Annotated in this window: 29 protein-coding genes and 1 pseudogene; 12 read left to right on the top strand and 18 right to left on the bottom strand. The window is 51.8% G+C overall.

Annotated elements, in window-relative coordinates:
• Positions 1–31 precede the first annotated feature (31 nt).
• The 4 genes from pssA to trxC all read right to left on the bottom strand — a co-directional run bounded on the left by pssA (position 32) and on the right by trxC (position 5383).
• Complete coding sequence (pssA, locus tag M1D91_RS17675; protein ID WP_437434416.1) at positions 32–1387, bottom strand: CDP-diacylglycerol--serine O-phosphatidyltransferase; 1356 nt, start codon at positions 1385–1387, stop codon at positions 32–34.
• Between the two features lie 114 nt (positions 1388–1501).
• Complete coding sequence (locus M1D91_RS17670) at positions 1502–4162, bottom strand: bifunctional acetate--CoA ligase family protein/GNAT family N-acetyltransferase (RefSeq protein WP_437434415.1); 2661 nt, start codon at positions 4160–4162, stop codon at positions 1502–1504.
• Positions 4163–4194: 32 nt separating this feature from the next.
• On the bottom strand, positions 4195–4893 hold the full coding sequence (locus M1D91_RS17665; protein ID WP_437434414.1) for a tRNA-uridine aminocarboxypropyltransferase: 699 nt from the start codon (positions 4891–4893) through the stop codon (positions 4195–4197).
• A 70-nt stretch (positions 4894–4963) separates the two neighbouring features.
• Complete coding sequence (gene trxC, locus M1D91_RS17660) at positions 4964–5383, bottom strand: thioredoxin TrxC (RefSeq protein ID WP_437434413.1); 420 nt, start codon at positions 5381–5383, stop codon at positions 4964–4966.
• 204 nt (positions 5384–5587) lie between these two features.
• Here trxC and M1D91_RS17655 point away from each other — a divergent pair, with 204 nt between their 5' ends.
• Complete coding sequence (locus M1D91_RS17655) at positions 5588–6667, top strand: tRNA/rRNA methyltransferase (RefSeq protein ID WP_437434412.1); 1080 nt, start codon at positions 5588–5590, stop codon at positions 6665–6667.
• Between the two features lie 50 nt (positions 6668–6717).
• On the opposite strand, the gene ung is transcribed toward M1D91_RS17655, so the two are convergent.
• On the bottom strand, positions 6718–7407 hold the full coding sequence (gene ung, locus M1D91_RS17650) for a uracil-DNA glycosylase (protein WP_437434411.1): 690 nt from the start codon (positions 7405–7407) through the stop codon (positions 6718–6720).
• A gap of 314 nt (positions 7408–7721) precedes the next feature.
• Here ung and grcA point away from each other — a divergent pair, with 314 nt between their 5' ends.
• Complete coding sequence (gene grcA, locus M1D91_RS17645) at positions 7722–8105, top strand: autonomous glycyl radical cofactor GrcA (RefSeq protein ID WP_437434410.1); 384 nt, start codon at positions 7722–7724, stop codon at positions 8103–8105.
• Between the two features lie 45 nt (positions 8106–8150).
• On the opposite strand, the gene srmB is transcribed toward grcA, so the two are convergent.
• A complete protein-coding gene (gene srmB / locus M1D91_RS17640; protein ID WP_437434409.1) occupies positions 8151–9485 on the bottom strand; it encodes an ATP-dependent RNA helicase SrmB in 1335 nt (444 codons plus the stop codon).
• 130 nt (positions 9486–9615) lie between these two features.
• Here srmB and trmN point away from each other — a divergent pair, with 130 nt between their 5' ends.
• Positions 9616–10353, top strand: coding sequence for a tRNA(1)(Val) (adenine(37)-N(6))-methyltransferase TrmN (gene trmN / locus M1D91_RS17635; RefSeq protein WP_437434408.1), 738 nt, complete (start codon positions 9616–9618; stop codon positions 10351–10353).
• Here trmN and nadB read toward each other — a convergent pair.
• The gene (gene nadB / locus M1D91_RS17630) at positions 10338–11957 is read right to left on the bottom strand and encodes an L-aspartate oxidase (RefSeq protein ID WP_437434407.1); all 1620 of its coding nucleotides are present in this window, start codon (positions 11955–11957) and stop codon (positions 10338–10340) included. The genes trmN and nadB overlap by 16 nt on opposite strands.
• Positions 11958–12312: 355 nt before the next feature.
• Between nadB and M1D91_RS17625 the strand changes: the two genes are divergently transcribed.
• The 6 genes from M1D91_RS17625 (at position 12313) to M1D91_RS17600 (ending at position 16691) form a co-directional block, all read left to right on the top strand.
• Positions 12313–12372 (top strand): hypothetical protein, encoded by a 60-nt coding sequence (locus M1D91_RS17625; protein ID WP_437434421.1) that lies wholly within the window; start codon positions 12313–12315, stop codon positions 12370–12372.
• Positions 12369–12944, top strand: a complete 576-nt coding sequence (rpoE, locus tag M1D91_RS17620) for an RNA polymerase sigma factor RpoE (RefSeq protein WP_007370770.1) — start codon at positions 12369–12371, stop codon at positions 12942–12944. Before M1D91_RS17625 ends, rpoE begins: the two co-directional genes overlap by 4 nt.
• A gap of 31 nt (positions 12945–12975) precedes the next feature.
• A complete protein-coding gene (gene rseA / locus M1D91_RS17615; RefSeq protein WP_437434406.1) occupies positions 12976–13626 on the top strand; it encodes an anti-sigma-E factor RseA in 651 nt (216 codons plus the stop codon).
• On the top strand, positions 13626–14579 hold the full coding sequence (gene rseB / locus M1D91_RS17610; protein ID WP_437434405.1) for a sigma-E factor regulatory protein RseB: 954 nt from the start codon (positions 13626–13628) through the stop codon (positions 14577–14579). Before rseA ends, rseB begins: the two co-directional genes overlap by 1 nt.
• Positions 14576–15052: a SoxR-reducing system protein RseC gene (gene rseC, locus M1D91_RS17605; RefSeq protein ID WP_437434404.1), complete on the top strand. Its 477-nt coding sequence runs from the start codon at positions 14576–14578 to the stop codon at positions 15050–15052. Before rseB ends, rseC begins: the two co-directional genes overlap by 4 nt.
• Before the next feature lie 409 nt (positions 15053–15461).
• Complete coding sequence (locus tag M1D91_RS17600) at positions 15462–16691, top strand: tyrosine-type recombinase/integrase (protein WP_437434403.1); 1230 nt, start codon at positions 15462–15464, stop codon at positions 16689–16691.
• Here M1D91_RS17600 and xis read toward each other — a convergent pair.
• From xis to M1D91_RS17545, 11 genes and pseudogenes are all read right to left on the bottom strand, one after another.
• Positions 16669–16923, bottom strand: a complete 255-nt coding sequence (gene xis, locus M1D91_RS17595) for an excisionase Xis (RefSeq protein WP_437434420.1) — start codon at positions 16921–16923, stop codon at positions 16669–16671. The genes M1D91_RS17600 and xis overlap by 23 nt on opposite strands.
• 76 nt (positions 16924–16999) lie before the next feature.
• Positions 17000–17242 (bottom strand): DUF4060 family protein, encoded by a 243-nt coding sequence (locus M1D91_RS17590; protein WP_437434402.1) that lies wholly within the window; start codon positions 17240–17242, stop codon positions 17000–17002.
• On the bottom strand, positions 17229–17876 hold the full coding sequence (locus tag M1D91_RS17585; RefSeq protein WP_437434401.1) for a hypothetical protein: 648 nt from the start codon (positions 17874–17876) through the stop codon (positions 17229–17231). The genes M1D91_RS17590 and M1D91_RS17585 overlap by 14 nt, the downstream gene beginning before the upstream one ends.
• Complete coding sequence (locus M1D91_RS17580; RefSeq protein WP_437434545.1) at positions 17873–18034, bottom strand: hypothetical protein; 162 nt, start codon at positions 18032–18034, stop codon at positions 17873–17875. The genes M1D91_RS17585 and M1D91_RS17580 overlap by 4 nt, the downstream gene beginning before the upstream one ends.
• Before the next feature lie 41 nt (positions 18035–18075).
• Positions 18076–19258: pseudogene (locus M1D91_RS17575) on the bottom strand (RecT family recombinase).
• Positions 19197–22439, bottom strand: a complete 3243-nt coding sequence (locus M1D91_RS17570; protein WP_457975820.1) for a RecE family exodeoxyribonuclease — start codon at positions 22437–22439, stop codon at positions 19197–19199. The pseudogene M1D91_RS17575 and the gene M1D91_RS17570 overlap by 62 nt, the downstream one beginning before the upstream one ends.
• A 136-nt stretch (positions 22440–22575) precedes the next feature.
• Positions 22576–22734 (bottom strand): YdaE family protein, encoded by a 159-nt coding sequence (locus tag M1D91_RS17565; RefSeq protein WP_437431802.1) that lies wholly within the window; start codon positions 22732–22734, stop codon positions 22576–22578.
• A 12-nt stretch (positions 22735–22746) separates the two neighbouring features.
• Complete coding sequence (locus M1D91_RS17560; protein WP_437431803.1) at positions 22747–22944, bottom strand: DUF1482 family protein; 198 nt, start codon at positions 22942–22944, stop codon at positions 22747–22749.
• Complete coding sequence (gene kil / locus M1D91_RS17555) at positions 22941–23225, bottom strand: host cell division inhibitory peptide Kil (RefSeq protein WP_437431804.1); 285 nt, start codon at positions 23223–23225, stop codon at positions 22941–22943. Before kil ends, M1D91_RS17560 begins: the two co-directional genes overlap by 4 nt.
• A gap of 325 nt (positions 23226–23550) precedes the next feature.
• The gene (locus M1D91_RS17550; protein ID WP_437431805.1) at positions 23551–23967 is read right to left on the bottom strand and encodes a hypothetical protein; all 417 of its coding nucleotides are present in this window, start codon (positions 23965–23967) and stop codon (positions 23551–23553) included.
• A gap of 86 nt (positions 23968–24053) precedes the next feature.
• Positions 24054–24713, bottom strand: a complete 660-nt coding sequence (locus M1D91_RS17545; protein WP_437431927.1) for a LexA family protein — start codon at positions 24711–24713, stop codon at positions 24054–24056.
• A gap of 110 nt (positions 24714–24823) precedes the next feature.
• On the opposite strand from M1D91_RS17545, the gene M1D91_RS17540 reads away from it, so the two are divergent.
• From M1D91_RS17540 to M1D91_RS17530, 3 genes are all read left to right on the top strand, one after another.
• A complete protein-coding gene (locus M1D91_RS17540) occupies positions 24824–25033 on the top strand; it encodes a helix-turn-helix transcriptional regulator (RefSeq protein WP_437431806.1) in 210 nt (69 codons plus the stop codon).
• A gap of 37 nt (positions 25034–25070) precedes the next feature.
• Positions 25071–25619 (top strand): toxin YdaT domain-containing protein, encoded by a 549-nt coding sequence (locus M1D91_RS17535; protein WP_437431807.1) that lies wholly within the window; start codon positions 25071–25073, stop codon positions 25617–25619.
• Positions 25620–25703: 84 nt separating this feature from the next.
• Complete coding sequence (locus tag M1D91_RS17530; RefSeq protein ID WP_437431808.1) at positions 25704–26681, top strand: replication protein; 978 nt, start codon at positions 25704–25706, stop codon at positions 26679–26681.
• Position 26682 lies beyond the last annotated feature (1 nt).

Genomic DNA, 26682 nt, shown 5'->3' with positions numbered 1-26682 from the left:
AAGAAGCCTCATCAGGGATGAGGCTTATAGGTTAAAGGATCCTGCTAATAAGCTTATCAATGCGGATTCGACGCAGACGGCGGATGAGCTTGCGCACTTTGACCGGATAATCGGCGATGCTTTGTAGATCGCGATAGTGGTTCACGACCGTTGTGTGTGTGCGAATAAGCTCCAGCTCTTTGTCACGCTGTGCCGTTAACTGCTGCTGAGGATCATGGATCAGAATCGCGTTTTCAAGATCCAGACGCCAGGCGCGCGGATTGAGGTTATTCCCCGTTAGCAGCATCCACTCATCATCGACCCACATTCCTTTCAGGTGATAGCTGTTATCGTCGTCTTTCCATAAGCGCACAACCAACTGATCGGTGTTGACATAATATTGCAGCCGACTCAGGAAGCGCCGCAGATTTATCTCGTAGAGATAAGGCAGTGCGCCGATGATTTTGAAGGGCTGATCTTCGGGAATAAAGAAGTCATTTGCTGTCTTATCACCCACGATAATTTCAACTTTTTTTCCATCACGCAGAAGCTGGATGATATTGCGCACCAGCACGGCGGGCAGGTTGAAATAGGGGGTACAAATGATCAGCTTATTTTCCGTGCAGGGCATCAAATGGAAAATTGTTTTATTCAGCAGACTGGATTTACCAAGCCCAACGAGTGGGGTCACCGCCAGTTGTTCGTTATCCGCGTCACCCTGAAAATGATAAGTCGCATCCCGCAACTCCTGGCGGAAGAGGCGAATATCATTTTTAATTTCAGGGCTTTTGGGGCGCTGCGCATTATCCAGACGGTTAACGCCCCGGCCTTCAATCAGATTCTGTTTAACCCAGTTCAGCATGATGTCTGCCATCTGCGGATTGCGAATCAGCTGATAACGGTCGTAGCGGTATTTATCGTGCTGGTGCAGATAGACGTCGTTCAGGCTGGCACCGCTGTAAAACACGCTGTCATCAATAATAAAGCCTTTGAAGTGCAGGACGCCTAATGCTTCGCGAGTGTTGACGGGCACACCGTAAACCGGGATCTCAATGCCTGGATTTTCCTGCGCCATCCGGCAGTACCAGTCAGCATTGGTATTGGATGCCGCAGCACCGATACGGCCACGCTGTGCACGGTGCCAGTCAACGAGCACACAAATTTCAAGTTCCGGACGCAGACGTTTGGCATTATAAAGAGCGCTCAGAATAGCCTTACCGCCATCATCCTGCTCAAGATAGAGCGCGATAATACAGATGCGGCGCGTAGCGCTGGCGATTTTCTCGAGCAGATTCTCCCTGAAATGAGAGGGAGAGTAGAAAAACTCTACATCATCAACTGACTGAGTTAGCTTAGGTAGTTGGGCAAGGTGTTGTTGATGTTTATTACGCTTAAATTTTGACAACATCACAGTGCGTATCTTCTCTGTTTATTGAAAGGGCCTCTGTACGATGAAATCGACAGAAGCGGACGATGATAACACCAGTAAGTGGTAAAGTGCGCAACATTTCCAGTAGCTTACTTATGTTTCACCGGTCGGCACCAGATTCAAAGATAAACTTACAATGCCATCTTCTAACTGAATGTCGACATCGAATCCCAGCTTTCTCGCAAGCGTAACCATGCCGCGATTATTGGGCATAGTAATACCATTCAAACGTTTAAGTCCGTGATCCCGCGTATAACTGATGAGCTTTTCCAGTAAACGTCTTCCAAGCCCCAGACCTTTCAAATCGGACCTTACCAGTACTGCAAACTCAGCATCGATGTTGTCCGGATCGGAAATTGCCCGCGTGACGCCCATGATTTCTTCTGACTCACCCGTACGGCGTACGGCGACAAAAGCCATTTCCCGATCGTAGTCGATCTGCGTCATGTTCGCTAAATCATCATGGGTAAATTCGTTGATCTCGCTGAAGTAACGATAGTAAAGATCTTCCTTCGTCACCCGCGCGATAAACTGCTGCAACTGCGGCTCATCTTCGGGGAGAATGGGGCGGAAAAGGCAGGCTTCGCCGTTTTTAAGAATGACCCCTTCCTCCAGTTGTTGCGGATAGGGGCGAATCGCCAGACGACTCTCTCCTTCGCCATCATAGCCTGCAACCGTGAGCGTCACATCCAGCGCAGTAAATTCGTTGCCCGACGCCAGAAGCGGATGGATATCGAGCCGCTGTATCTCCGGGCAGTGAACGATAAGGTTTGAAACCTGCACCAGAAACTGGCTCAGGCCGGCAATATCCAGCGTACGCAATGCGCTGCGGCCACGGATTTTCTTATTTTTAATGGCCTGGATAACAAGATAGCGGGCGAGGTTCATGTTCAACGGGGGAAGGGCAACAGCGGCCTGATCCTGCGCGCGCCACTCGACGCCGCCTTCACCCAACATAATCAGCGGCCCAAAGACGGGATCGTGTTCTACGACTACACGCAGCTCCTGCGCCCCGGCACGGTTGGCCATGCTCTGAACCTGAAGCCCGTGGATGCGTGCCTGAGGCCAGTTCATATTTACACGATCGATGATGGCATTTGCCGCCTGCTGCACCTCAGAAGCGGTACGTAGGTAAAGCATCACACCCTGAACTTCCGATTTATGCGGAATGTCCGGTGAACGTAATTTTAATGCCACCGGGTAACCAATCTGTCCGGCTATATGTACCGCTTCTGCGCTGTCTCCCGCAATCCAGGTCGGTAGAGTTTGAATACCCCATGCGTTCAGGATTGGCTGCACTTCATGTGTATCAAGGGTGGTGACCCCTTCGGAAACCGCCTGTTGTAACAGGCGATGGGCTTCGGCGGTGTTGGCGGCCAGATGAAGAGGAAGGGCTGGGGTTTCACGTAACTGTTTCTGGTTCCGGCGGTACTCAACCATATGCATAAATGCGGTGATGGTCCCTTCCGGGGTGCGATAGGTTGGTAGTCCCGCTTCACTAAATAAACGCCGTGCTTCAAGAGATGAAAACTCGCCACACCAGTTGGTTAACACGGTGATATATTTGCCGCGCGGGTGCGATTTAAGGGTATTAATCAGGGCCTGCGCGCTTTCCATTCCTGGTGCGGCGGCGCTCGGCGAATGAATCACCATCAGTGCGTCATACTCCTGGCTATCCAGTAAAATATTCAGCGCTGCAATATAGCGTTCGTTACCGGCATCATCCCTGAGATCCAGAGGATTTCCTACGCTTACGTAATCCGGAAGTGCATTACGGAGCATCGTTAGTGTTTCTTCGCTGAGCGTGGCCAGCTTACCGTTACGCGACCACAGTTCATCCAGCGCCAGGGCCGCAGGTGCGGCACCATTACTGATAATCATTAAACGATCCCCACGAAGGGGGCGCATATGGCTCAGGGTCTCAACGGCGGAGAAAAGCTCGTGGGTATCCTGAACGCGAAGCAGGCCAGCGCGCTGGATAGCTGCATCCCACGCCAGATCAAGACCTGACGGCGTTTGTAGCAGACGCTGAGCATCCGGGCTACGACCGCTTTTAATAACCAGAATGGGTTTATTTCGGGAGGCGCTACGTGCCGCAGAAACAAAGCGGCGGGCATCGCTTAAATGTTCCAGATAGAGCAGAATGGCGCTGGTTTTAGTGTCACGGGCGAGAAAATCAAGCAACTCATCCACATCAATATCCAGACTGTCACCCAACGCAATAAAGTAAGAGAATCCCATCTCACGTTGCTGCGCCCAGTCAAGGATGGTATTGGACACGGCCGCTGACTGGGAGACAAACGCCAGCTTCCCGCGGGTAATGGGCACCGGCGAAAAGCTGGCATTAAGCCCCTGCCAGGGGGCAAGCAGTCCCAGGCTGTTGGGGCCTAACAAGCGCATCTGATAGCGGCTGGCACAGGCGAGCAGCTCAGCATGCTGCTCGGGTGTCGCAGAGAGGATAATGCAGGTTTTACATCCTTTTTTACCCAGCGCCTCCAGCAAAGGAAGATTACGCTTTGCATGAGTGCACAATACCGCCAGATCGGGTACATAGGGCAACTGGCTTATCTCCGGCCAGGCAAGCACACCCAGCACGGCCTTGTAAGCGGGGGTCACCGGCAGAACAGGGCCAGCAAACCCGCCTGCCAGTAGATTACGCATCATCAGATAACCGGCGCGTTCCGGTTTCATGGAGGCTCCAATCACCGCAATCGATTTAGGACGTAGTAGCGCTTCCAGCCCGCGTTGACTCATACCGGTCTCCGTAAAAGAGTGACCTGATGATTTTAAACGTTTTGTGCGGATTCTGCTGTGATACGTCTTTGATGATGTGATTTACCAGCAAGATAACGTTCGCGAAAAAGAGAAAAGTGGCTGCCAAGGCCTTTTGCGGCATCCCCGTCACCGGCAATATCCAGCAGTGCGATGGCCACTTCGGCAGTGCAATACTGATCTTCTGCGTGGGCTTCGCGCAAATGGTAAGCGGAGACCCGTGCCAGATCGACAGAGATAACCGGCAGTGCGTCGAGCCAGGGGCTTTTGCGGAACATTTTGCGCGCTTCGGTCCAGGTGCCGTCCAGCATAATAAAGAGCGGGGGCTTACCGGAAGGTGGTGCGGCTAAGACCTCGCGTTCACTTCCGGCATAAGAGGCAGGGAAGACGACCATTGGCTGATAGTCATTGCTGGTGCATAAGTCTATCAGCGCCTGGGGCGGCTCGGTGCGGGACCATTCAAAAGCAAGGGTATCCGGAAGGATATCGGCGATTAAGCGCCCGGTATTACTGGGTTTCATCGGTTCAGTGTCATACATCACCAGACAGAAACGGCTGCGGGCGGTTACTGGTTTTACCGTATCGCACAGGCAGCGTTTTCTTGGCAGCAGGCATCCCTGGCAGCGAATAACCCTATTACCACGGGCAAGAAAGGGACGCGTTGAACGGGCAAGACGTGTAGCCCGGAGTTGGAGAACAGCGTTATCAGTCATGAGAATTGCACGAAAAACGCCATTGTCGCAGAGCAACGAAAGGGGCACAAGCGATGTGCCCCCGGAGGAATTAAAGTGATTCGTTCAGCCAGCTGTCAAACGGGGCTTTAGGCACCGCGCCGCTGAGCATGTCGACGACTTCACCATTTTTGAAAAGCATAATGGTCGGGATGCTTCGAATGCGAAAACGCGCACTCAGTTCGCGTTCGGCTTCGGTATTCACTTTCACAAAGCGCACTTTGCCGCTGCGCTCTTCCGCCACGTCTTCAAAGATCGGCGCAAAGCTCTTACAGGGGCCACACCAGGGTGCCCAAAAGTCGACCACAACGGGGAGATCGTCTTTAAGCAGTTTATCCAGAGTGTCGCCTGTCGCGTTGATGACGTCGCCATCAAATAGCTCATGCCCGCAACGACCACATTTTGCAACATCATTGACCCGTTCTGCGGGAATGCGGTTTAACGCCTGGCAGCTTGCACATACGGTATTCATAACTAACCTCAGGGAAGCGTTGGTACAGAGTGGCTCAGGGCCGATATGTTTCTCATATGTTACATATTATCGGTGAGCGAGATCTAAACGACAATGCGATTTATTCAATGAATATAATAGTCAGTAGCTTTTGAACGAATTAATGGCTAAGCGTCGGCACATCAGGTAATCTGCGCGCTTCGCGCAGCGCTGGTGGAGAAAAGCATGAACGATGAACTGAAAAACAAAAGCGGCAAAGTCAAAGTGATGTATGTCCGCAGTGATGATGATTCCGATAAACGCAGCCAGAACCCGCGTACCGGGAAAGGGCCAGCTCGTAGCGGATCGTCTCGTACTGACGCGGGTCGTCGCCCCGCTCGCGAAGAGAAAAACAGTGGCCGTCGTCCTGCTCGCGAAGAGCGAAGCAATGACCGCGGTCGTGACCGTGAACGTCCTCAGGGCGATTCTCCGTGGCGTACCGTTTCCCGTGCACCCTTTGATGACGCACCGGCGAAAGCCGATCACGGTGGTATTAGCGGTAAAAGCTTTATCGACCCTGAGGTATTACGTCGTCAGCGCGCTGAAGAGACCCGAGTGTATGGCGAAAATGCCTGCCAGGCGCTTTTTAGCAGCCGCCCGGATTGCATTGTCCGCGCCTGGTTTGTGCAGAGCGTGACCCCGCGCTTTAAAGAGGCCCTGCGCTGGATGGCTGCAAACCGTAAAGCCTATCACGTGGTTGATGATGCAGAACTGGCGAAAGCGTCCGGTACTGAACATCATGGTGGCGTATGCTTCCTCATTAAAAAACGTAACGGCACCAGCGTTCAGCAGTGGGTCTCCCGGGCGAGTGAAGAAGATTGTGTACTGGCACTGGAAGATATCGGCAACCCGCACAACCTTGGCGCCATGATGCGCAGCTGCGCGCATTTCGGCGTGAAAGGTGTCCTGTTACAGGATGCGGCGGTGATTGAGTCCGGTGCTGCGGTGCGTACCGCTGAAGGTGGGGCTGAACACGTCCAGGCTATCACGGGCGACAGCTTCCTCGATGCGCTGGACGCGTTCCGTAAAGCCGGTTATGCCATCGTTACCACTTCCAGCCATAAAGGTACGCCGCTCTTCAGTGCGACACTGCCGAAGAAAATGGTGCTGGTGCTGGGTCAGGAACGCGATGGTTTGTCTGATGCGGCACTCGACAGCGCGGACCTGAGCGTCTCTATCAATGGATCTGGCAATGTTGAAAGTCTTAACGTTTCGGTAGCAACCGGCGTGTTGCTTGCCGAATGGTGGCGTCAGAACAAAGCGTAATGGCTCTTATAAACAGGCACGGCAGTCAAAGTCTGCCGTGCCTGTTTATTCTACTCTTCCTCTGCCGGTAGAACCGGTGTCCAGTCAATCGGGGTTTCTCCTTTCTCAATCAACCACTCATTCGCCATAGCGAAGTGACGGCAACCGAAAAATCCCCGATGGGCTGACAGTGGGGAAGGGTGTGGCGCTTTTAAAACATGGTGGCGTCCGCCATCAATAATCGCCCCTTTTTTCTGCGCGTGCGCTCCCCAGAGTAAAAACACCACACCTTCACGATGCTCATTGATGATGCTGATGACTTTATCAGTAAAGGTTTCCCAGCCCAGACTGGCATGCGAATGTGCTTGCCCCGCCCTGACGGTGAGCACGGTATTGAGTAAAAGCACTCCCTGACGCGCCCAGCTTTCCAGATAACCGTGTTGTGGTCGGGTGAAGCCGGGAATCGACTGCTCAAGTTCTTTATACATATTCATAAGAGAAGGCGGGATGGCCACTCCCGGACGCACCGAAAAAGAGAGGCCGTGTGCCTGGTTGGGGCCGTGATAGGGATCCTGACCGAGAATCACCACCTTGACCTGCCCAAGTTCTGTGAAGCGAAACGCATTAAATACCTCTTTTTGCGGAGGGTAAATCACGTTTCCAGCCTGACGCTCCGCGGCAACGGCATTCAGAGTGTTGATAAAGTAGGGCTGCTGTTTTTCTTCCGCCAGCACATCGTGCCAGGTTAATGGGGTTGTCATCGTATTCTCCAGGTGCTCTGCATGGTACTAGCTTAACTGCTTCTTTCCCGGTAACAAAATCAGGCGTGGACAACGGCAACATTGCGCTAAAATAAGTTGAAAAATGAAAAAAATATTAGTTATTTCAGTTGGCGTAACTTGATGTAAAACAATAAATTCCGGCCATTCCCCTTTTCTTGGTGTGGTTTTCTTTGATTTTAATCAAAGAATCAGGGTCGAGTGGGGGGTATATATACACTCAAGCAACAATGGTTTTACCAATTGGCCGCTAACAAACCGGTCAAATCAAAAATAATGCCCAAGGGAGGCACAACATGATTACTGGTATCCAGATTACTAAAGCCGCTAACGATGAACTGTTAAATTCCTTCTGGCTGCTCGATAGCGAAAAAGGCGAAGCGCGTTGCGTCTGTGCGAAAGCAGGTTATGCCGAAGATGACGTTGTTGCCGTGAGCAAGCTGGGTGAAATCGAATACCGTGAAATCCCAATGGAAGTTCAGCCTCAGGTTCGTGTAGAGGGCGGGCAGCACCTGAACGTTAACGTTCTGCGTCGTGAAACCTTGCTTGATGCGGTAGAACATCCGGAAAAATACCCACAGCTGACCATTCGTGTTTCTGGTTATGCCGTTCGCTTCAACTCGCTGACACCGGAGCAACAGCGCGACGTTATTGCTCGTACCTTTACTGAAAGCCTGTAATTACCGGGCGCAGAAATGAAAACGCCGGGTTACCCCGGCGTTTTTTTATTCCTCACTACCCTGATTTTCAGGAGCGGCCGCCGCACTTGGCTTACGACGTTTACCAATGTTCTTGGTATCGCGGTGACGGTTTTTCACGCGCGGCTTCTCTTTTTCTTTCTGTTTCTTCTCTTCGCGTTTAGCGAGCACTTTCTTGGATGGCTTACCGGTCATTTTCTCGCTCGGTGGGCGCGTCGTTGGGCGCAGTTCATCTATCACGCGCGCTTTCACCGGCTCTTCAATGTAGCGGCCCACTTTCTGCAGCAGGAGATAGTCATGGGCTTCAACCAGAGAAATAGCCGTACCTTTTAGGCCAGCACGTCCTGTACGACCGATACGGTGGAGGTAGGTATCTCCGCTGCGCGGCATGTCAAAGTTAATCACATGGCTTACTTCAGGGATGTCGATACCGCGCGCCGCCACGTCAGTGGCCACAAGGACATTCACGCGACCTTCAGTCAGGCGTTTAATCCCTTCGGTGCGTTTCACCTGCGGCATGTCACCTTCAAGATAACAGTTATCGATGCCTGCAGAACGCAATTGAGAGGCCAGCTCATGCACTCGCTCACGTTTACGGACAAAAACGATCGTACGGGTTGCATCGTCTTGTTTCAGCAGGTGCTTGAGCAACGCAAGTTTATGCTCGTAGTTATCAGCACGGTAATACCACTGGTGGATTTTCTTGCGTTCACGGGTGGATGGCGTAGCGGATACTTCAGCAGGCTCTTTGAGCAGGCGTTCAGCAAAGTCTTTGATGGCTTCGCCTTCGAGCGTGGCGGAGAAGAGCATGGTCTGGTTACGCCAGCGTGTTTCACCGGAAATGTGTTCGATGTCCTGAGCAAAACCCATGTCGAGCATGCGATCCGCTTCATCCAGAATCAGCGTTTCAACAGCCCGGCAGTCAAAATTCTCTTCTTTAATGTATTGCAGCAAACGCCCCGTGGTTGCCACCACAATATCCTGGTTCTCACTGAACACTTCGGCGTGGTTCATATAGGCAACGCCGCCAGTGATGGTCGCGATATCCAGGTGAGTATGCTTCGCGAGTTCGCGGGCATGGTCGGCAACCTGCATCGCCAGCTCACGGGTTGGCGTCAGGATCAAAATACGTGGCGGGCCAGATTTTTTACGCGGAAAATCCAGCAGATGCTGCAACGCGGGCAGCAAATATGCCGCCGTTTTCCCCGTCCCTGTCGGTGCGGAACCGAGAACATCACGCCCCTCAAGCGCAGGCGGAATAGCGGCAGCCTGGATGGCAGTCGGGCGTGTGAAGCCTTTTTCCTGGAGAGATTCCAGCAGGCTTTCGTCAAGTTCGAGTTCGGAAAAAGTCGTTACAGTCATTATCTACCTCTGTGTGGGGCGCCGATTATAGACGTTACGGCTGCAATCTTCATCTGTTTGTCTGCTTATTCCTTTTCCAGCGCTTCGCTTTACCCTATGCTACGTCTGTTTCCGTATTGAGGTTGTAAAGATGCCCCAGCCAAAGGCTCACCTGCGCCGTGATGGCTTCACGTTTAAACAGTTCTTCGTTGCACACGATCGTTGCGCCATGAAAGTCGGTACCGATGGTATCTTACTCGGTGCATGGTCCCCCGTCTCCCGTGCGAAACGGATTCTTGATATTGGTGCCGGAAGCGGTCTGATTTCGCTGATGATTGCACAGCGTACTGCTGAAAATGTTGTGATTGACGCCATCGAGCTCGAAGAGGACGCAGCGTCTCAGGCGAGAGATAATGCACTGGCTTCTCCGTGGCCCTCCCGGCTGGTGGTGCATCATGCTGATGTCATGACCTGGGCCGAGGGGCAAACGGCGCGTTACGATCTCATTGTCAGCAACCCGCCTTATTATGAGCAGGGAGTAGAGTGTGCCACGCCGCAGCGCGAGCAGGCGCGCTACACCACCACGCTGAATCATCATTCACTGCTTGAATGCGCGGCAACGCTTATTACGGAAGAGGGCTTTTTTTGCGTTATTTTACCGGTAGATGTCAGTGACGCCTTTACGGCGAAGGCGCTGAGTATGGGCTGGCATCTGCGCTTACGCACAGACGTGACCGAATATGAAGTGCGGCTGCCTCACCGGGTGATGCTGGCGTTTTCCCCTGCGCCCGGTGAGTGCTTTACCGACAGGCTGGTGATTCGCGGTGCAGATCAGCGCTATTCTGACAGCTACACCGCATTAACCCAGGCGTTTTATCTATTCATGTAGTTGCGCGGCGCCAGTACCGTTGGCCCGGATTCAGGCAGCATATCCGGGTAATCCAGCGTGTAGTGTAAGCCACGACTCTCTTTGCGTTGCATGGCGCAGCGGACAATCAGTTCGGCAACCTGGACCAGGTTACGCAGTTCCAGCAAATTATTCGATACGCGGAAATGGGCGTAATACTCATCTATCTCTTGTTGCAGCAGAGTGATGCGCCTCAGGGCGCGCTCAAGCCTTTTTGTTGTGCGAACGATACCCACGTAATCCCACATAAATAGCCGCAGCTCGTGCCAGTTATGTTGAATAATGACCCGCTCGTCAGCATCATCAACGCGGCTTTCATCCCAGGCGGGCAGAGAGGCAGTGGCACGAACATGGGGCATGCGTCGGGCGATATCCTCTGCAGCAGACCAGCCGTAAACCAGGCATTCGAGCAGCGAATTCGAGGCCATGCGGTTTGCGCCGTGCAGGCCGGTGTAACTGACTTCGCCGATGGCATACAACCCCTCTATGTCCGTCTGACCATGCTCATCGACCATCACCCCGCCGCAGGTGTAATGCGCTGCCGGCACAATAGGGACACTATCTTTGGTCAGATCAATACCAAGGCCGAGTAATTTCTCATAAATCATCGGGAAATATTGGCGAACAAAATCCTTGGGTTTGTGGCTGATATCAAGATACATGCAGTCGGCACCAAGCCGCTTCATTTCATGATCGATGGCGCGTGCAACGATATCACGCGGAGCCAGTTCTTCTCGCTCGTCAAAATCGGGCATAAAACGGGTCCCATCGGGGCGCTTTAGATGCGCACCTTCACCACGCAGTGCCTCTGTCAGCAGAAAATTTCTCGCCTGCGGGTGGAACAGAGCGGTGGGGTGAAACTGGTTAAATTCCAGGTTGGCAACCCGACAGCCTGCACGCCATGCCATCGCAATCCCATCGCCAGAGGCGATATCCGGGTTGGTGGTGTACTGATACACTTTTGAGGCACCGCCTGTCGCCAGCACCACGGCTTTGGCGTGGCAGGTCTCCACCCTCTCTTTATTACGGTTCCATATCCACGCCCCGACAACGCGACGCGTACCGGGCAAGCTGATTTTGTCGGAAACGATGAGATCAACGGCGTTACTGCGTTCGAGAATATGAATATTAGGATGGCTGAGCGCTTTGCTCACAAGCGTCGTTTCTACCGCTTTTCCTGTGGCATCAGCGCTGTGAAGAATGCGACGATGGCTGTGACCTCCTTCACGCGTCAGGTGATAACTTTCTCCACCGTTAGCATCGATCTGCGTATCAAATAGCACGCCCTGGTCAATAAGCCACTGAACGCACGGGCGCGCATGACTTGCGACAAACTCGGCTGCGGGGCGATCGACAATGCCCGCTCCGGCAATTAGCGTGTCCTCAACATGGGATTCAACGCTGTCAGTGTCATCAAATACCGCTGCGATACCGCCTTGCGCGTAAAAGGTTGAGCCTTCGCTCACCGGCCCTTTACTTAAAACGATCACGGAGTGGTGTTCTGCAAGACGCAGAGCGACGGAGAGGCCAGCGGCACCACTACCGATAACCAGCACATCGCAGGAGAGTTCAGAAGGTTTATTCATAGCGTGTGTTTAATTTACTAAACAATGTGGCAGCAGCATAGCACTACAAATAGCCATGATGTACGTTTTTTTTATGGTTTGTAACGCAGGCTAAACCGAAAGGCTTTGTAACCGACCTGAAAGGGGGAGGCTGGCAATAAAACCAGGCGGGATGGATTAGGTGGTGAAATAAAGATGGTATTGCGTTACTCTCTGCCGGTCGTGCGTACTTTTATGTGCATAACTACAGCGTTCGGCGTTTGTAGACTTATAATGAGACATAATGAAAAGTCTGCAGAATGAAACAAAAACAAAGGCGTAACGGAACTTTTCAATGTGCCTACCCTCTAATTAGCTGCTTGCTCATATTGCAGTAATGGAGTGGCGTTTCTTTTACGCGTGGAAATTGGTTTTGGGGAGACTTTACCTCGGATGAGCGAGCAGTTAACGGATCAGGTCCTTGTTGAGCGGGTCCAGAAAGGAGATCAGAAGGCGTTTAACTTACTGGTGGTGCGCTACCAGCATAAAGTGGCGAGTCTGGTGTCCCGTTATGTACCATCGGGTGATGTACCTGATGTTGTACAAGAATCATTCATAAAAGCCTACCGTGCGCTGGATTCATTCCGGGGAGATAGTGCTTTTTATACCTGGCTGTATCGTATTGCAGTGAATACAGCAAAAAATTATCTGGTTGCTCAGGGGCGCAGGCCACCATCAAGCGATGTGGATGCTATCGAAGCAGAAAATTTCGAAAGTGGCGGTGCGCTGAAAGAAATTTCGAACCCTGAGAACTTAATGTTGTCAGAGGAACTGAGACAAATAGTTTTCCGTACCATTGAGTCGCTCCCCGAAGATTTACGCATGGCAATTACGTTACGGGAGCTGGATGGACTTAGCTATGAAGAGATAGCGGTCATCATGGATTGCCCGGTAGGTACAGTGCGTTCACGTATTTTTCGTGCGCGGGAAGCTATTGATAATAAAGTTCAACCGCTTATCAGGCGTTGATGATAGCGGGATACTGGAAAAGGTATTAGGCATGCAGAAAGAAAAACTTTCCGCTTTAATGGATGGTGAAACGCTGGATAGCGAGTTACTCGTAGAGCTTTCTCACTCTCCAGAAATGCAGAAAACCTGGGAGAGTTACCATCTCATCCGTGACACCCTGCGTGGTGACACCGCGGATGTTCTCCACTTCGATATCTCAGCCCGGGTAATGGCCGCGATTGAAAATGAACCTGCTCATCAGGCAACCCCACTGATACCGGAAGCACAACCGGCACCGCAGGAGTGGCAGAAAATGCCCTTTTGGTCGAAAGTGCGTCCCTGGGCCGCTCAGCTTACTCAAATGGGCGTAGCAGCATGCGTGTCGCTTGCCGTGATCGTTGGTGTGCAACACTATAATGGGCAGACCGATTCCACCCAACAGCCTGACGCGCCCGTGTTTAACACGATGCCGATGATGGGTAAAGCCAGCCCGGTCAGCCTGGGTGTACCGGCTGATGCGACCGCCGATGTTGGCCAGCAGCAGCAGGTTCAGGAGCAGCGCCGCCGTATTAATGCGATGCTTCAGGACTATGAACTGCAGCGTCGCCTGCACTCCGAACAGCTTAAGTTTGAACAAGCGCAAACGCAGCAAGCCGCTGTGCAAGTGCCAGGAAATCAAACGTTAGGAACTCAATCGCAGTAATGAAGCAACTTTGGTGTGCCATGTCTTTTGTGGCAGCAGGCCTGTTCTTCTCCAGCAACGCCTCGGCAGATACTACGTCCGGGGCGTTGTTGCAGCAAATGAACGTGGCGAGCCAGTCACTCAATTATGAACTGTCCTTTATCAGCATGAGCAAGCAAGGGGTGGAGTCATTACGCTACCGCCATGCTCGTGTTAACAATCAGCTGCTTGCGCAACTGTTGCAACTGGATGGTCCTCGTCGGGAAGTGGTCCAGCGTGGAAACGAGATTAGCTATTTCGAGCCAGGCCTTGAGCCCTTCACGCTGAACGGCGATTACATTGTCGATTCATTGCCTTCGCTGGTTTATACCGATTTTAAACGCCTCTCTCCGTACTACGATTTTATCTCTGTAGGCCGTACGCGTATTGCGGATCGTCTCTGCGAGGTGATTCGCGTGGTGGCGCGGGACGGAACGCGCTATAGCTACATCGTCTGGATGGATGCAGAAACCCGTTTACCTATGCGTGTGGATCTTCTCGATCGCGATGGCGAGACGCTGGAGCAGTTTCGGGTTATTGCCTACAGCGTGAACGCCCAGGTGGCAAATAACATGCAAACCCTGGCGAATGCCAATCTGCCGCCGCTGCTCTCCGTGCCGACGGGTGATAAAGTGACCTTTAACTGGGCGCCTTCCTGGGTGCCGCAGGGGTTCGTTGAAATATCCAGCAGTCGTCGGCAACTGCCTACTGTTAATATGCCGGTGGAATCGCGCCTCTATTCGGATGGTCTATTCAGCTTCTCCGTGAACCTTAATCGCGCCAGTCAAAACAGCACCGACCAGATGTTACGCACCGGCCGTCGCACGGTGAGCACGACCGTGCGTGATAATAATGAGATTACGATAGTGGGCGAACTTCCCCCGCAAACGGCGAAACGTATTGCCGACAGCATTAAGTATAAGGCGGCACAATGATTAAAGAGTGGGCAACGGTCGTGTCATGGAGCAAGGGGCAGGCCCTGGTCTCCTGTGATGTGAAAACGTCCTGCAAAAGTTGCTCTTCTCGTTCAGGATGTGGAACACGTGTCCTGAACAAGCTTGGCCCGCAAATGGTGCATACCATCGCTATACCTTGCGATCAGCCATTAGTAAAAGGGCAAAAGGTTGAGTTGGGCATTGGTGAAGGGAGTCTGCTTGGCTCCGCGCTGCTGGTTTACATGTCCCCGCTGGTGGGGTTGTTCATCATGGCCGCGCTCTTTCAGACCTTATTTAATCAGGACCTGGCAACACTTTGCGGCGCTCTCCTCGGCGGGGTAGGGGGTTTCTTACTTGCCCGAAGCGCCTCACAAAAACTCGCCGCACGTAATGACTGGCAGCCCGTTATTATCAGCGTAGGTTTGCCGCCTGATATGGTGCGTGTCGAGGATCCTTCCGCCGAAAGTCGTTAGTTAATATCCCGTCTTAATCGGGGAAGTGCAAAGGCGAATTTGTTAACCGTTTGAGCATTTCCCCGCATTGTCGTTGTAGTGTAGAATGCGGCGTTTCAGACTTTTGACGTCAGGCTCAGAACAGCGGCCTCTTAGTAATTCGTAAGGCAAAAAATCTCCCTATATGAAGAATATACGTAACTTTTCGATCATTGCTCACATCGATAATTGATACCCCGCCAGCCTCCGCAAACCTCCGACAAAATCCCCTCAAGATCCCTATCAAATCAGCCTTTCCAAAAACAATACTGTTTGCATGTACAGTCAACCTGCGACATCATAAGTCATAGTTTTTGTGTCCACCAGTGCGTCCATATCCTATGATGGACACATAACTCCCCGTCCTGATGGACACACTCAGGGAAAAATTATGGCTATTTCAGATAGTTATCTTAAGTCGTGCCTGGGGCGCGAACGAGACAAAGTTGAAGAAAAGGCAGACCGAGATGGTCTGTGGGTACGCATCTCTAAAAAGGGTACCGTTACTTTTTTCTACCGATTCCGCTTCCTGGGCAAACAGGACAAGATGACGATCGGCAGCTACCCGGAGTTCGGATTAAAAGCCGCGCGCGATGAAGTAGCTAAGTGGGCCGCTATTCTTGCCCGTGGCGAAAACCCAAGAATTCGGCAGAACCTCGATAAAGCCAAAATTAATAGCCAGTATTCTTTCGAAGAGCTTTTCCGTGAATGGCATTCAATGGTATGCATTCAGAAAGAAACGGCCGGGCAAATTCTGCGAACATTTGAGCTACACGTTTTCCCCAAGCTCGGAAAATACCCGGCGCATCAGCTGACACTTCACAACTGGCTTACTGTTCTTGATAGGCTGGCTCAGGGATACAGCGAGATCACTCGTCGCGTAATCAGTAATGGGCGTCAGTGTTATTCCTGGGCGGTGAAACGACAGCTTCTGGACTTTAATCCCCTGTCTGAAATGTCTGGTCGTGACTTTGGCATACAGAAACAGATGGGCGAGCGAACACTTGACCGGAAAGAACTGGCTATTGTCTGGCGCGCGATAGAGGATTCCCGCCTTATTGAGCGAAACAAGATCCTCTATAAATTGTCGCTTCTTTGGGCCTGTAGGGTCGGGGAGCTCCGGCAGGCTGAGACTGGGCATTTTGATTTTGAGGAGGGAGTCTGGACGGTACCGTGGGAAAACCACAAAACAGGAAGGAAGAGCAAGAAGCCGATTATACGTCCTATCATCCCCGAAATGCTCCCGATGCTCAGGAGAGCGATCGAGCTGGCGCCAGGCCGCTTTGTTTTTTCAAAATATGAAAGCAAGCCGATGAGTGAAGGCTTCCATATGAGTATCAGCAGCAACCTGGTTAAGTTCATGCTGAAGGCTTATAACGAGCAGGTCCCACACTTTACTATTCACGACCTACGCAGGACTGCGCGAACGAATTTCTCAGAGCTAACTGAGCCGCATATCGCTGAAATGATGCTCGGTCATAAACTGCCTGGGGTGTGGTCGGTCTACGACAAACATACTTATATTGAGGAAATGAGAGAGGCATACGGTAAGTGGTGGGCCCGACTTATGAGCATCGTCGAGCCCGACATTCTGGAGTTCACGCCGCGTCAGGCCGGGTGAGACGGCCTTTATCATCACGCGTGAGGTTTAAGTGAGACATAGGTTTGCGTGTAGTCCTGGACATCTCTTTTATCTGCCAGGCGGTGACTTTGGTTCTTAGCCATTTATTGGGGCCACCCATGTAAGCGCAATCGGGCTCTGGAAATGGATTCTCGTGTGGAGATCTTTTCCTGTAGCGTTCGAGTGTACGTGAGGAAATACACAGCTGCCCGCAGATGTCTTTAGTGCTCATCAGTTCAAATTTGTTCGGTGCTTTGCTCATCTTCATTCTCCAAGGGCCCCAACCGGGGCCGTTTGATAATTCTTTATCAGGACACCTGGCCGGGAAGGGCACGCAGGCGGCGCATGCCTGTCATTGCCGTGGCCACATAGCTCGCCTTGCGGTTCACCACCTCCACCCAAACCTTCACGCCTTCTACCCTCACCGTATACGTCTCTTTCATCTTGCTGCGTCCATAGTCGCCGTATCTTTGATGGTGGGCGGCCAGTGCGATGTCGCATGCCTGGCGCGCCAGCGGTGATTGTTGATTGCCACGGTTAATCAGCCGCACGGTCATCTCCTTCAATGTGCTTAAACTCAATAACCCATACCCACGGATTGGCCTGCCAGCTTTCTTCGCCATAGATGTACTGCCATGTCTGGCCGAACCATGACCGGGAAAAATCGGGGTAACCAAACTGCTGGGATACCGAGTCGATAGACGGATGACTCGGCGGCGCGCCCTCTGCAATTGCATCCTTCTGGCTAATATCGTTCAGTCGTTCCACGCGCACGTCGGTAATCTCCAGCGTGATGCGGGAAGCACAACGCGGCATGTGAATTGATGGCGTCCAGCGCTTCACTTTGCATTTAGCCCCGTCGTCAATATCAGCACGGTAAACAAGCCGATCCCCACAATCGCCGAAAGTCTCGCGCACCCAGATGTGATCGCCGGGCTGGCCGAACGTGCATTTAGCTAGAAATTCCTCGTTGGTGAAGTCCTGCCATACACCGCTTCGATCGCGCATGGAATAAACGTGGTTTCCATACCATTTGTCGCCAGGGGCACGGTGAGAGATAACCTCGTGACCGCGTGCCTGCATATTTTTGGCCGCTGACTGGATAATCCGCCGCGTCTGAGTCTTCCTGCCGTCGAGAATGGCGCGCACCATCTCGGCGTTAAAAATCATTCCGCGCTCTTTCATGCTGTACGCTCCGGGTCGTATTTATCCCAGCAGTTAGCTTCGATATTTCGCAGCAGACGGCGTTCGGCCACCTCATCCACGCTGCGCCCGGTCAGTTCGGCAACCACTTTGTTGTTGTTCCGCGCCAGGATCTCAAGTTCTTCAATACTCCAGCCCATAGTTCCTCCTAGGCATGGGAGGGTTTCCCCTCCCATGTCCCTTAGCCCACGTATTCAGGTTTCAGATCCAGCAGATTGACGCTGTATTTTTCGTACAGCTCATCGCCGAGGTGACGTTTGGCTGATGCCAGAATTTTCTCGGCTTCGGCAAATTGCTCGGTGGCGCCCGGTTCGCCAGGGTTCGGCAGGGAGTTGATAGCCGCTTCAACATTATTGCGAGCATCCACCAGGTAATAACGTTTAACTGCCTTGTTCTTCAGCTCAGTAAACAGCGCGGTACCGAGTACGACCTTCTGCGATTCGATATCAGCACGCACCGCTTTGGCGTTGTCGACATCCTGGGCAGCATCAATACGGTCGCGGAAGTCGTCTGCCATCACATCGATGTTTACTGCGGACTCCTGTCCTTTGGCAGCTGATTCCACTTCTGAGGTGATCTCCTTAACCGACATGCGCTGGCTTAATTCAGGGTTAATCTCACGTTCAGTACGTGCCTCAACCTCATCCGGGCTGTAAACACCCAGAATGACTTCAGGACAGTACAGGCGGCCCCAGTATTTGACGCCGAGATAGGCGATCTGCTGTTTAGGATTCGAGACCCATAACGGAGAATTACGCGTGGCCACGCCAGACAGGTAAATGGGTTCACCCCAGGTGATTTCGCTTTCACCGCGCAAGATGGCCCCGACCTCAACATAGAGCCCAATTTCATCTTCGTCAGTCCAGTCGCGAACGCGCTCAGTTACCTGGTATTTACCGTTCTTGCCATTTTTTTCTTTGGTGACTTCGCGGGTCCGTGTGCAGCGCTCCCATTCACCGCCATAGCGATAATGGAAGCGTCCACGGATGGCACTGGAGCTGGCAATAACTGCGTTTATCAGCTGGGCTTCATAGCCAAGAACGCCGTTTACCAGGTGGGTTTTCTGCGCGACCGCATAGGGATTCATGCCCCACTGCATGGCCTGCATTACGATAGCCATGCAATCAGCGGGTTTACCTGCAAGGTGTGCAGGGACAGTGACCTGAGAATCAGCCATAAGGTTGGCGAATGCTGTTAACTGGCCCAGCGCCTGGACGTTGAAAATGGCATTGCTGGCAGAGATAGTGTTTGGTGCCTGCTGTTCGGTGGTGATGATGTTCGTGTTTTCCATGGTTGATCCCCTTATGCATTTGCCAGAGTGCGCAGAAATTCAAGGCGGCGCAGGTCGTAATCAGTAAGCTCATCGGCGTAATCTTCAGTCACCGGAGCTGGCCATTCGCCAGTATCAAAAGCGTTTGCGATTGAACGCATGGTGGTCTGGTATTCCAGCGCGCCCAGCTCAATCAGTTCCGGGCTGGCCTCGACGATGGCTATCCAGTGATAACCCTCGTCTTTGTTGACGAAAATCCAGAAGAACTGGTCAAGCGCCGCGGTGTTCATGTACATGGATGCGCTCAGGTGGTAATCGCGGTCGATAATCTCGCGGTGCAGCTTCGCCCGCAGGCCAGACTGCTTGACGTTCCACATGCTGATGGTTTTGAGGTCAACGCCGATGCGTACACCGCTCATGTCAATTTCAAGGTCAGGGCGAACACGGATTTCGAGACCGGTTTCATCATCGATGCCGAAATAGCTCGTCTCAACAGCGCGGTTAGGATGAGTTAAGAACTTACCGGCAGTCGGGTGTGACAGCAGGGCATCCTGAATGGCCTGGGCCGTCGCCAGCTGCGCGCGGGTCACCAGAATCTTGTCATCCGGGTTGTCGCGCCACGCATCCAGCAGTTCGTCAGCGAATACCGCATCCGGTTTCACGGACTTCACTGCCTGAATCAGGTCCGCTTTAGTACCGGACACTTTCAGCGGCGCGGGCTTCTGAGCTTCCTGTGCAACCAGGTCAGGGTTGATAATCGCCAGTTGCTCAAGGAGAGCATCACGGCTACCGCTGGTTTTCACCGGCGCGGGCAGGGTGGCGTTGTACTCTTTGATGCAGGCTTTCATCGCTGCAGCTGTCTGTTTCTGGTCTGCCTCAATGCGCTGGAATTCGGCTGGCAGAGACATGTAGCTCTGTCCAGTCTCTTCAACAGATGACCCCATTGGCACCGGAGCGGGCAGCGTGGCGTTATGCTCTTCCAGCAGGGCTTTGATGTCGTCACCGCTTAACTGCGGTGCCAGTCTGGCATTGTGTGCATCAATGAACTCGCGCAGCGTCGCCGTGGTGGTAAACGCACCCTCAGGGATAACCGGTTCAACGCTGAATTCAGCATCCAGATTTTCCGGTTGCAGTGCCAACGCATGCACCAGGTTTCCCATATCCAGCACTTTGGACTGCTCGCGGGCGATGGTTTTGGCGACGTGGCGCGCGTTGAAATACATCAGGCTGACACGGGCGTCTTTTACCTGTGTGCTGCTGATACCATTGGCTGCGTGGTAGACGTTATTCGGCAGGCCTTCATAACGGCCCGGTTCGAAATAGGCCGGGTATTCAGGTTCAGGTTCGGTAGTGGCATCCTGCAACTCTTCGGCCTGATCGAATTTCGCCATCGCAGATGCCAGCATTTCGCCGACCGGAGCCAGAATCTCTTTGGCTGTCAGGGTAGCTGTTTCTGTACCAGACTCATCAACGCTCTGGCCTGCTGATACCGCGCTACCAGCTTCGCTTTCGACCTGGACAGTCGTTTCCATCTGCACATTGTCGGTAGCCTCTTCTGATTTAGTGGTGGTGCTGGTGGTGGATTGCTGGCCCATCAGGTTGTCGATGGAGAAAATGCCGGCGCCAAGGTTGGCGACGTCTGATTTTGTTGTGGTCACCGCCTCAGGTTTACTGGCAGCCTCTACCGCCATTTTCCCAACTACAGCAAATCCAGTGTCCAGCTTATCGAGGCTCTCAACCGGTTCGGTACCCTGAATAACTCCTGCAACCACTGCTGCACTATCAATCTGGCGGGCGGCCGCGAGGGTTTCGGCGGTTGGCTTGGTGTGATCAGTTTCGGTAAGGTTGGCGTTTATGTAACCGCTCAAACGACCTGAGGATTTGTAATGCTCAGGATGAGCGCTTCTGATAACGGCGAAAATTGCTGCGCGGGAATAATCTAGAATGCCGGGCGTTTTGCGCAGCACCGCAGACCATTCTTTGAACGGGCTTTCTTTGGTGGATACGATTTCTTTTGCCCGACGATAGATCCCGCCAGGAATGTTGTAGATGTCGAAGTCCATAGGCATAGTTGCCGCAGCAATTTCGACATCCAGCGTGTCCAGCGTGTGGACGTAATCGGAATTACGATCAGTCGTGATGCCGCCGCCAGCAGTTGTGCCAGCATCGGTACGTTGAATAGCGGAGATACGTTTACCGGCGGCCCACTCCTTAACGAGCAACCCGCGGTCTATATGGTGTGTACCCAGCCAGGCTTTTGTGAAGGCGACCACCGACCCCAGCTCATGGCGTTTATCCTGAGGGAAGACCGCTTTGATTGCCTGGGTGTATTTCCAGACATCGTTGGTAGACAGTTTTTTCATACCGTCAGCGTTTTCAGACGCCAGCAGCATGTTCTGGATATAACTGTTGTCCATGTCCAGTTCCAGCGCGGAGATTTCTTTGCGCTGTTCTGCAGTGACGTGGTGAGTAAACTCATCGACGATGAACTGGGACAGAAGTAAATTGCGAAACGGCAATTGGGCAACCGGCCACTGCATAGCCTCTTCAACGTCGCTGCTAAAATCTTCCGAAGTACCGTCCTCAGACTTTGCACTTAGCCAGTCTTCAACCATCTGATTACGCGCCTCTGGTTCAGCCTGGATCCAGTCCGTCATGAATTCACAAATAAGCACGGGGTCGTGGTCGGCATCCTGGGGGAAAACAGATTTAACCGCCTGCACCAGCTTCCACTCGGCATGCACTGACAAATCCGTAAACCCCGGTGCTTCTGCTTTGGCCAGCAACAGGTTCTGCATGTAGAGGTTGCTTTCATCCATAGACAGTTCGCTGGCAGTCATTTGCTGCTCTTTGCTGATATGGGTAAGGTATTTGTCGTTAAGAAGGTGAACAGCCAGGCGAACGGCACCAGAGCGGTTTCCAAGCAGTACTTCAGCGTTATCAGCCACGACGGTATCTTCAGAAGCAGGGTGAAATTCATCTGCCGACGCCTTGCCGGCTTTCTGCTGCCATGTGCGGCCATCTTCGGCCAGTTCATATCGTTCGCACCAGGTGTAATCCACTGCGCCTTCCTCAGGCAGGTCGTTAACTACCGGAAAATCGGTGCGGATCGGTTTTGCGTAATCTTTACCGCGGCCGGTTTCTTCAATGCCTGCTTCTTCAAGCGCCACATCGAGCTGGAGATTGGCGCGCGCTGCACTTTTCGCAGTGAACCAAATCACTGCATCCTTCTTGCCAGACTTCTGACTGGCTTTAAGCAGATTGAAAAATTCCATGTCAGATCCTCATTTTTGGATGTAAGATCCCCGAGCCATTGATAGCGCCCATTGGGTATTCATTGGTTTTGGTAATTTCCGGTGTACTTTGGTTGGTGGCACCGGACGTACAGGCCCGCTTCGGCGGGTTTTTACGTTATGGCTCGTTTGCCATCTGGTGATGCTCTGCGCACTGCTCAGAGCAATAATCGTGTTCTTTGCGCGCCAGCTGCGCGCCGTGGCGATAGAGCAGGGTGCTCTTCACTACCTCTTCAGGCTTCACTGGTTTGCTGCAATAACCGCATTTGATTTCCACAAATCACTCCTTTCACAAATTCGCGTTGTAACCAACTGGCTGTTCGCCAGCCCGGACAATGCGTTCGACTTCAAAGCACACTCCCGCAACCTTCTGCTCAACAGCAGCTGCTTCGCATGCCTGCTGACTTTCGTAGACGCCCAGAACCACATCCTGAAAATCACCGTTGGTCATGCCGATCGTCAGAACTAATGCGAACAAGGTACTCATGGTTTTGCTCCCGTTGCTTGGCCGTATTCCTGAACAGCCTGATGCCACATGTGTGCATCACCCAGGAAGCGGGCAATCACGATTTTGTTTTGAGCCGCACGGGCTTTGTTAAGGTCTATGGTGGAGCTTGAAGACATCAGTTCAAGCAGACCTGCGACACTCATTTGCTTGCGGTTCAGAACAACTGACTCGCGAGGGTGTTTGATTGATGTCAGACGCCAGAGCGAGCCATTGGCCAGCGGTGTGACTTTGTACTGCTCGTTGTTATGAGTTACTTCCAACTCATCCTCCCGGTCTTTCCCGGCGTCAGAACGTTAATGAAACCTGTGCGCGAAGCTGTTTCGTTGTGATGGACTGAATATACAAAACGTATCCAATCAATGCAATACGAAATGTATACCAAAAGCGCGAAAATAGGTAACGCTTTGTATTATATAGGTATTTATTTATTGGTTAAGATGCTTGTGAGAACGTCATCTGCAGGATGAGCATCGTAGATGCTGAAGGAATTAGGGTAAGGAAATTGATTTAGCTTAGATCAGCAAAAATCTAAATGGAGGGGGTAGAGATTGTGACGTGAAAGCCTGGCTATCCCAGGCCAAAATTTTATTGGCTAGCGAGCATCTCACGTGAAAAGGTCGCTTGTTTTTTAGATAGGTTCAAGAATTTTTGATCCATCGTATACATATATGATGTTAAAAGACGTTGGGACAAATCCAATGACTTAGAAATGTTCTGAGCAAATTCAAGGCCTTTATCGCTTGGTTTGCCCTGCTGTGCTAGGTAGTTATTTGCGCTTCCAGCTTCCTCTTCAAGTCGATGCAATCTTTTAGATAACTCAAATAAGTTATTAGCCAAATTATTCGCTTCCTGAGAATTCTTTATCTTTTCAGCCTGCATTATCATTGCACGAAGATCGCCAGACATGGCTCTTAAGTCGTCGTCATAAGGCGAGACGGCGAAGACTAGTGAGGAGTTAAAAATAAATAATAAAGCACAAAATTGCAAAGCTTTTGCAAGCATGATTCATCCCTTTCAGTATTAATATTAGTTTATTGATTTTTCTAGGATTTCTAACATAAAGACATGATAAAAATCTATTATTCTAATTATATAAGACGCAATTTAGTTTCTACCGCTACTCCAATGATTCGACAATTACCATTGATATGCACAATTGGCCATTGTGGGTTAAGTCCTTTTAAGTAGCGCAACCCACCATCGATCACCAATTTTTTGAAGGTTGCTTCGTTGGAATCGGAAAGTTTAGCGATAACTAAACTTCCATTTACTGCTTCCCGGCCAGTATCGAAAAGGACGTAAGTACCTTCAGGAATACTTAAACCAGCGGGAGCGGTCATAGAGTCACCGTCAACGTAAAGCCAGAATGCCTCCCCCTGAATATGGACATCAGATTCTAGCCATAAATCAATGTCTTTTAGGGTGTAAGCTTCAATCGCTTCGCTCCATGCTCCGGCCTGCACGCTACTGAGCACTGGATATTTGTTTCCTGGCTTGTAAGGCCCAACGTAGGCAATGTCACCACCGAGGTTCTCATCAATGATTGAACCGTCAGCGCCAACAGAAAAAGATTTTTTACCTAAGAACCTCAGTATTTTTGCGATCTCCTGAATACTGGGTTCCCTTCTGGCGTTTAGCCAATGGCTAACGGCACCTTTGGTGATACCAAGGTGCTCCGCTAATTGCTCTTGAGTGATGCCGTCCCTTTTCATGAGGGACTTAGCTAATTCGTACCATTTCATAGTCATACCCCAAATGATACAAGTTGTATATTTTTCTGCGAGACACAAAACGTATATTTTGTCTTGCATGATATGAATACAATTTGTATATTAAGTTTGTCTCTTAAGGAGGACCAATGAACAACCTTCGAAACATACGCCAACGTGTTGGCTTAACACAGCGCCAGATGGCGAGTGAACTCGACCTGACAACAGGCGCGATTTGTCATTACGAAAATGGCAGACGAAGCCTGAGCGTTGAGCAATGCAGAAAAATCGTTGCAGTGCTCAATCGGCATGGTGCCGCAGTGGGCATTGACGATGTTCTTCCACCAATAACTCTTTAATCACCATATTCATGGTGAAACCACGAAAGGGAAAGCAATGCAGACGCAATCACTTAGGTATCAAGAGAATAACGCCTTTAAACCTGAGGCAGTGATTTACCGAAATCAGGTAAAAGGCGAAAAAATACCGGGCCCGGCGGCTGTCCGTTCCGCCGTTCGCGCCTGGGCAGCTGACTGTCGCAGTCGTGAATTTGTGGCCGCACTGATAGCTGAAGAGTGGCATCGCGTTGGTGGTGAAGGGCTGGAAATACCGACTGAACCGGCCCGGCAGATGCAGAAGATTTTTCGCTGGCTGGATGGCGAGACGGAGTACGCAGCTGAAAACGTCCGTTTACTGACACCGGCAATCATGGCCGTTCTCCCGCTGGAGTTCCGTACCCGCCTGGCGCCGCAGGAGGACACAATGTCGCGCATAGCGGCAGCAATGAAGGAGTGTGCGGAAGCAAAGCAGGCGGTGCTGCTGGGCGCACCTGAGCATCAAAAACTGAAGGAGGTGAGTGAGGGGATAGCAAGCCTGTTTCGGCTGATGCCGGATCAGGTTGGCCCACTGATGACAATCGTAACGTCGATGCTGGGGGCAGTATGACAGGTTCAAAAATGGCGAAAGCCGAGGTGCTCGAACACCAACGGCTTTCAGGTGCAAAAACTGTGCGTAATTGCGGAGAGCAGTATGTCAAACACCGCTGAAATATTCAAATTCCCTGCGCCTCTTCCGGCGCATCAGGAGAGTCGCATGGCCGATCTGGAAAAAGGCTATCTTCGCTTAGCCAATCAGATCCAGGACGCCTTGTGTATCGTCGAGCTGTCGGGGCGTGAGTTCCGTGTTCTGAATGCGATTGTCCGGCTGACGTATGGCTGGTCAAAAAAAACAGACCGGATCGCTAACAGCCTCATTGCGGATAAAACCACGCTGAAGGTAAAACACGTATCCGAAGCCGTGCTGAGTCTTGCCTATCGGAACATCATTACCCTGCGCCGTATCGGGCAAACAAGATACATAGGGATCAATACCAGCCTAGACAAATGGGCCTACATTAAGCCCAATTGCACAAAGTGTCCGGTTGAATTTCCGGTTGCTGAAGTATTTGCATTGGTTATTACCATCCCCGAAGACAATATCTACATTCCTCGGAAACAGGGATGGTTATCCCTGAAAAAAGGGATGGTTATCCCTGAAAAAGGGGATGGGGAAAACCCACCTCAAACCATCCCTGAAAACGGGGATAGTTATCCCCAAAAACAGGGAAAGGTATCCCCGGAAACAGGGAACACCAAAGACATTCTTCCAAAGACAAATATAAAAGATCTAACCCCCTTTAATCCCCCAAAGGGGAAAGTGAAGTTTGACCCACTGAGTATTCCAGTTCCTGAATGGCTGAATTCATCGTCCTGGGAGGAATGGGTGGCTTATCGCCAACAGTCTGGCAAAGCCATCAAAACCGAACTGACCGTCACCAAAGCTTTCAAGCTCCTGAAGGATTGCCTGGATGAAGGCTTTGACCCTGTCGAAGTCATTAACACCAGCATTGCAAACGGATATCAGGGCCTGTTCAAGCCAAAGTTCGGCTTCCAGAGTCGTAAAGCTGCCCGGGATGTGAACGAGATTTCGCAGCCTGGCAAAAATATTCCAGATGGTTTCAGGGGGTAAC

It is taken from the genome of Enterobacter sp. SA197, from assembly GCF_054131575.1.
The sequence above is the reverse complement of the archived record's forward strand: the minus strand, read 5'-3'. Positions and strand labels throughout refer to the sequence as shown.

Excerpts from the sequence above, each read along its gene's own strand:
- M1D91_RS17535 (WP_437431807.1), top strand. The coding sequence starts at position 25,071 with ATGCAGACGCAATCACTTAGGTATCAAGAGAATAACGCCTTTAAACCT.
- trmN (WP_437434408.1), top strand. The coding sequence starts at position 9,616 with ATGCCCCAGCCAAAGGCTCACCTGCGCCGTGATGGCTTCACGTTTAAA.
- M1D91_RS17530 (WP_437431808.1), top strand. The coding sequence starts at position 25,704 with ATGTCAAACACCGCTGAAATATTCAAATTCCCTGCGCCTCTTCCGGCG.
- M1D91_RS17545 (WP_437431927.1), bottom strand. The coding sequence starts at position 24,713 with ATGACTATGAAATGGTACGAATTAGCTAAGTCCCTCATGAAAAGGGAC.
- M1D91_RS17670 (WP_437434415.1), bottom strand. The coding sequence starts at position 4,162 with ATGAGTCAACGCGGGCTGGAAGCGCTACTACGTCCTAAATCGATTGCG.
- ung (WP_437434411.1), bottom strand. The coding sequence starts at position 7,407 with ATGACAACCCCATTAACCTGGCACGATGTGCTGGCGGAAGAAAAACAG.
- M1D91_RS17655 (WP_437434412.1), top strand. The coding sequence starts at position 5,588 with ATGAACGATGAACTGAAAAACAAAAGCGGCAAAGTCAAAGTGATGTAT.
- M1D91_RS17560 (WP_437431803.1), bottom strand. The coding sequence starts at position 22,944 with ATGAGTACCTTGTTCGCATTAGTTCTGACGATCGGCATGACCAACGGT.
- srmB (WP_437434409.1), bottom strand. The coding sequence starts at position 9,485 with ATGACTGTAACGACTTTTTCCGAACTCGAACTTGACGAAAGCCTGCTG.
- trxC (WP_437434413.1), bottom strand. The coding sequence starts at position 5,383 with ATGAATACCGTATGTGCAAGCTGCCAGGCGTTAAACCGCATTCCCGCA.
- rseC (WP_437434404.1), top strand. The coding sequence starts at position 14,576 with ATGATTAAAGAGTGGGCAACGGTCGTGTCATGGAGCAAGGGGCAGGCC.
- rseB (WP_437434405.1), top strand. The coding sequence starts at position 13,626 with ATGAAGCAACTTTGGTGTGCCATGTCTTTTGTGGCAGCAGGCCTGTTC.
- xis (WP_437434420.1), bottom strand. The coding sequence starts at position 16,923 with ATGAGCACTAAAGACATCTGCGGGCAGCTGTGTATTTCCTCACGTACA.
- M1D91_RS17665 (WP_437434414.1), bottom strand. The coding sequence starts at position 4,893 with ATGACTGATAACGCTGTTCTCCAACTCCGGGCTACACGTCTTGCCCGT.
- rseA (WP_437434406.1), top strand. The coding sequence starts at position 12,976 with ATGCAGAAAGAAAAACTTTCCGCTTTAATGGATGGTGAAACGCTGGAT.
- M1D91_RS17585 (WP_437434401.1), bottom strand. The coding sequence starts at position 17,876 with ATGAAAGAGCGCGGAATGATTTTTAACGCCGAGATGGTGCGCGCCATT.
- M1D91_RS17540 (WP_437431806.1), top strand. The coding sequence starts at position 24,824 with ATGAACAACCTTCGAAACATACGCCAACGTGTTGGCTTAACACAGCGC.
- nadB (WP_437434407.1), bottom strand. The coding sequence starts at position 11,957 with ATGAATAAACCTTCTGAACTCTCCTGCGATGTGCTGGTTATCGGTAGT.
- grcA (WP_437434410.1), top strand. The coding sequence starts at position 7,722 with ATGATTACTGGTATCCAGATTACTAAAGCCGCTAACGATGAACTGTTA.
- M1D91_RS17580 (WP_437434545.1), bottom strand. The coding sequence starts at position 18,034 with ATGGGCTGGAGTATTGAAGAACTTGAGATCCTGGCGCGGAACAACAAC.
- rpoE (WP_007370770.1), top strand. The coding sequence starts at position 12,369 with ATGAGCGAGCAGTTAACGGATCAGGTCCTTGTTGAGCGGGTCCAGAAA.
- M1D91_RS17550 (WP_437431805.1), bottom strand. The coding sequence starts at position 23,967 with ATGCTTGCAAAAGCTTTGCAATTTTGTGCTTTATTATTTATTTTTAAC.
- M1D91_RS17570 (WP_457975820.1), bottom strand. The coding sequence starts at position 22,439 with ATGGAATTTTTCAATCTGCTTAAAGCCAGTCAGAAGTCTGGCAAGAAG.
- M1D91_RS17600 (WP_437434403.1), top strand. The coding sequence starts at position 15,462 with ATGGCTATTTCAGATAGTTATCTTAAGTCGTGCCTGGGGCGCGAACGA.
- pssA (WP_437434416.1), bottom strand. The coding sequence starts at position 1,387 with ATGTTGTCAAAATTTAAGCGTAATAAACATCAACAACACCTTGCCCAA.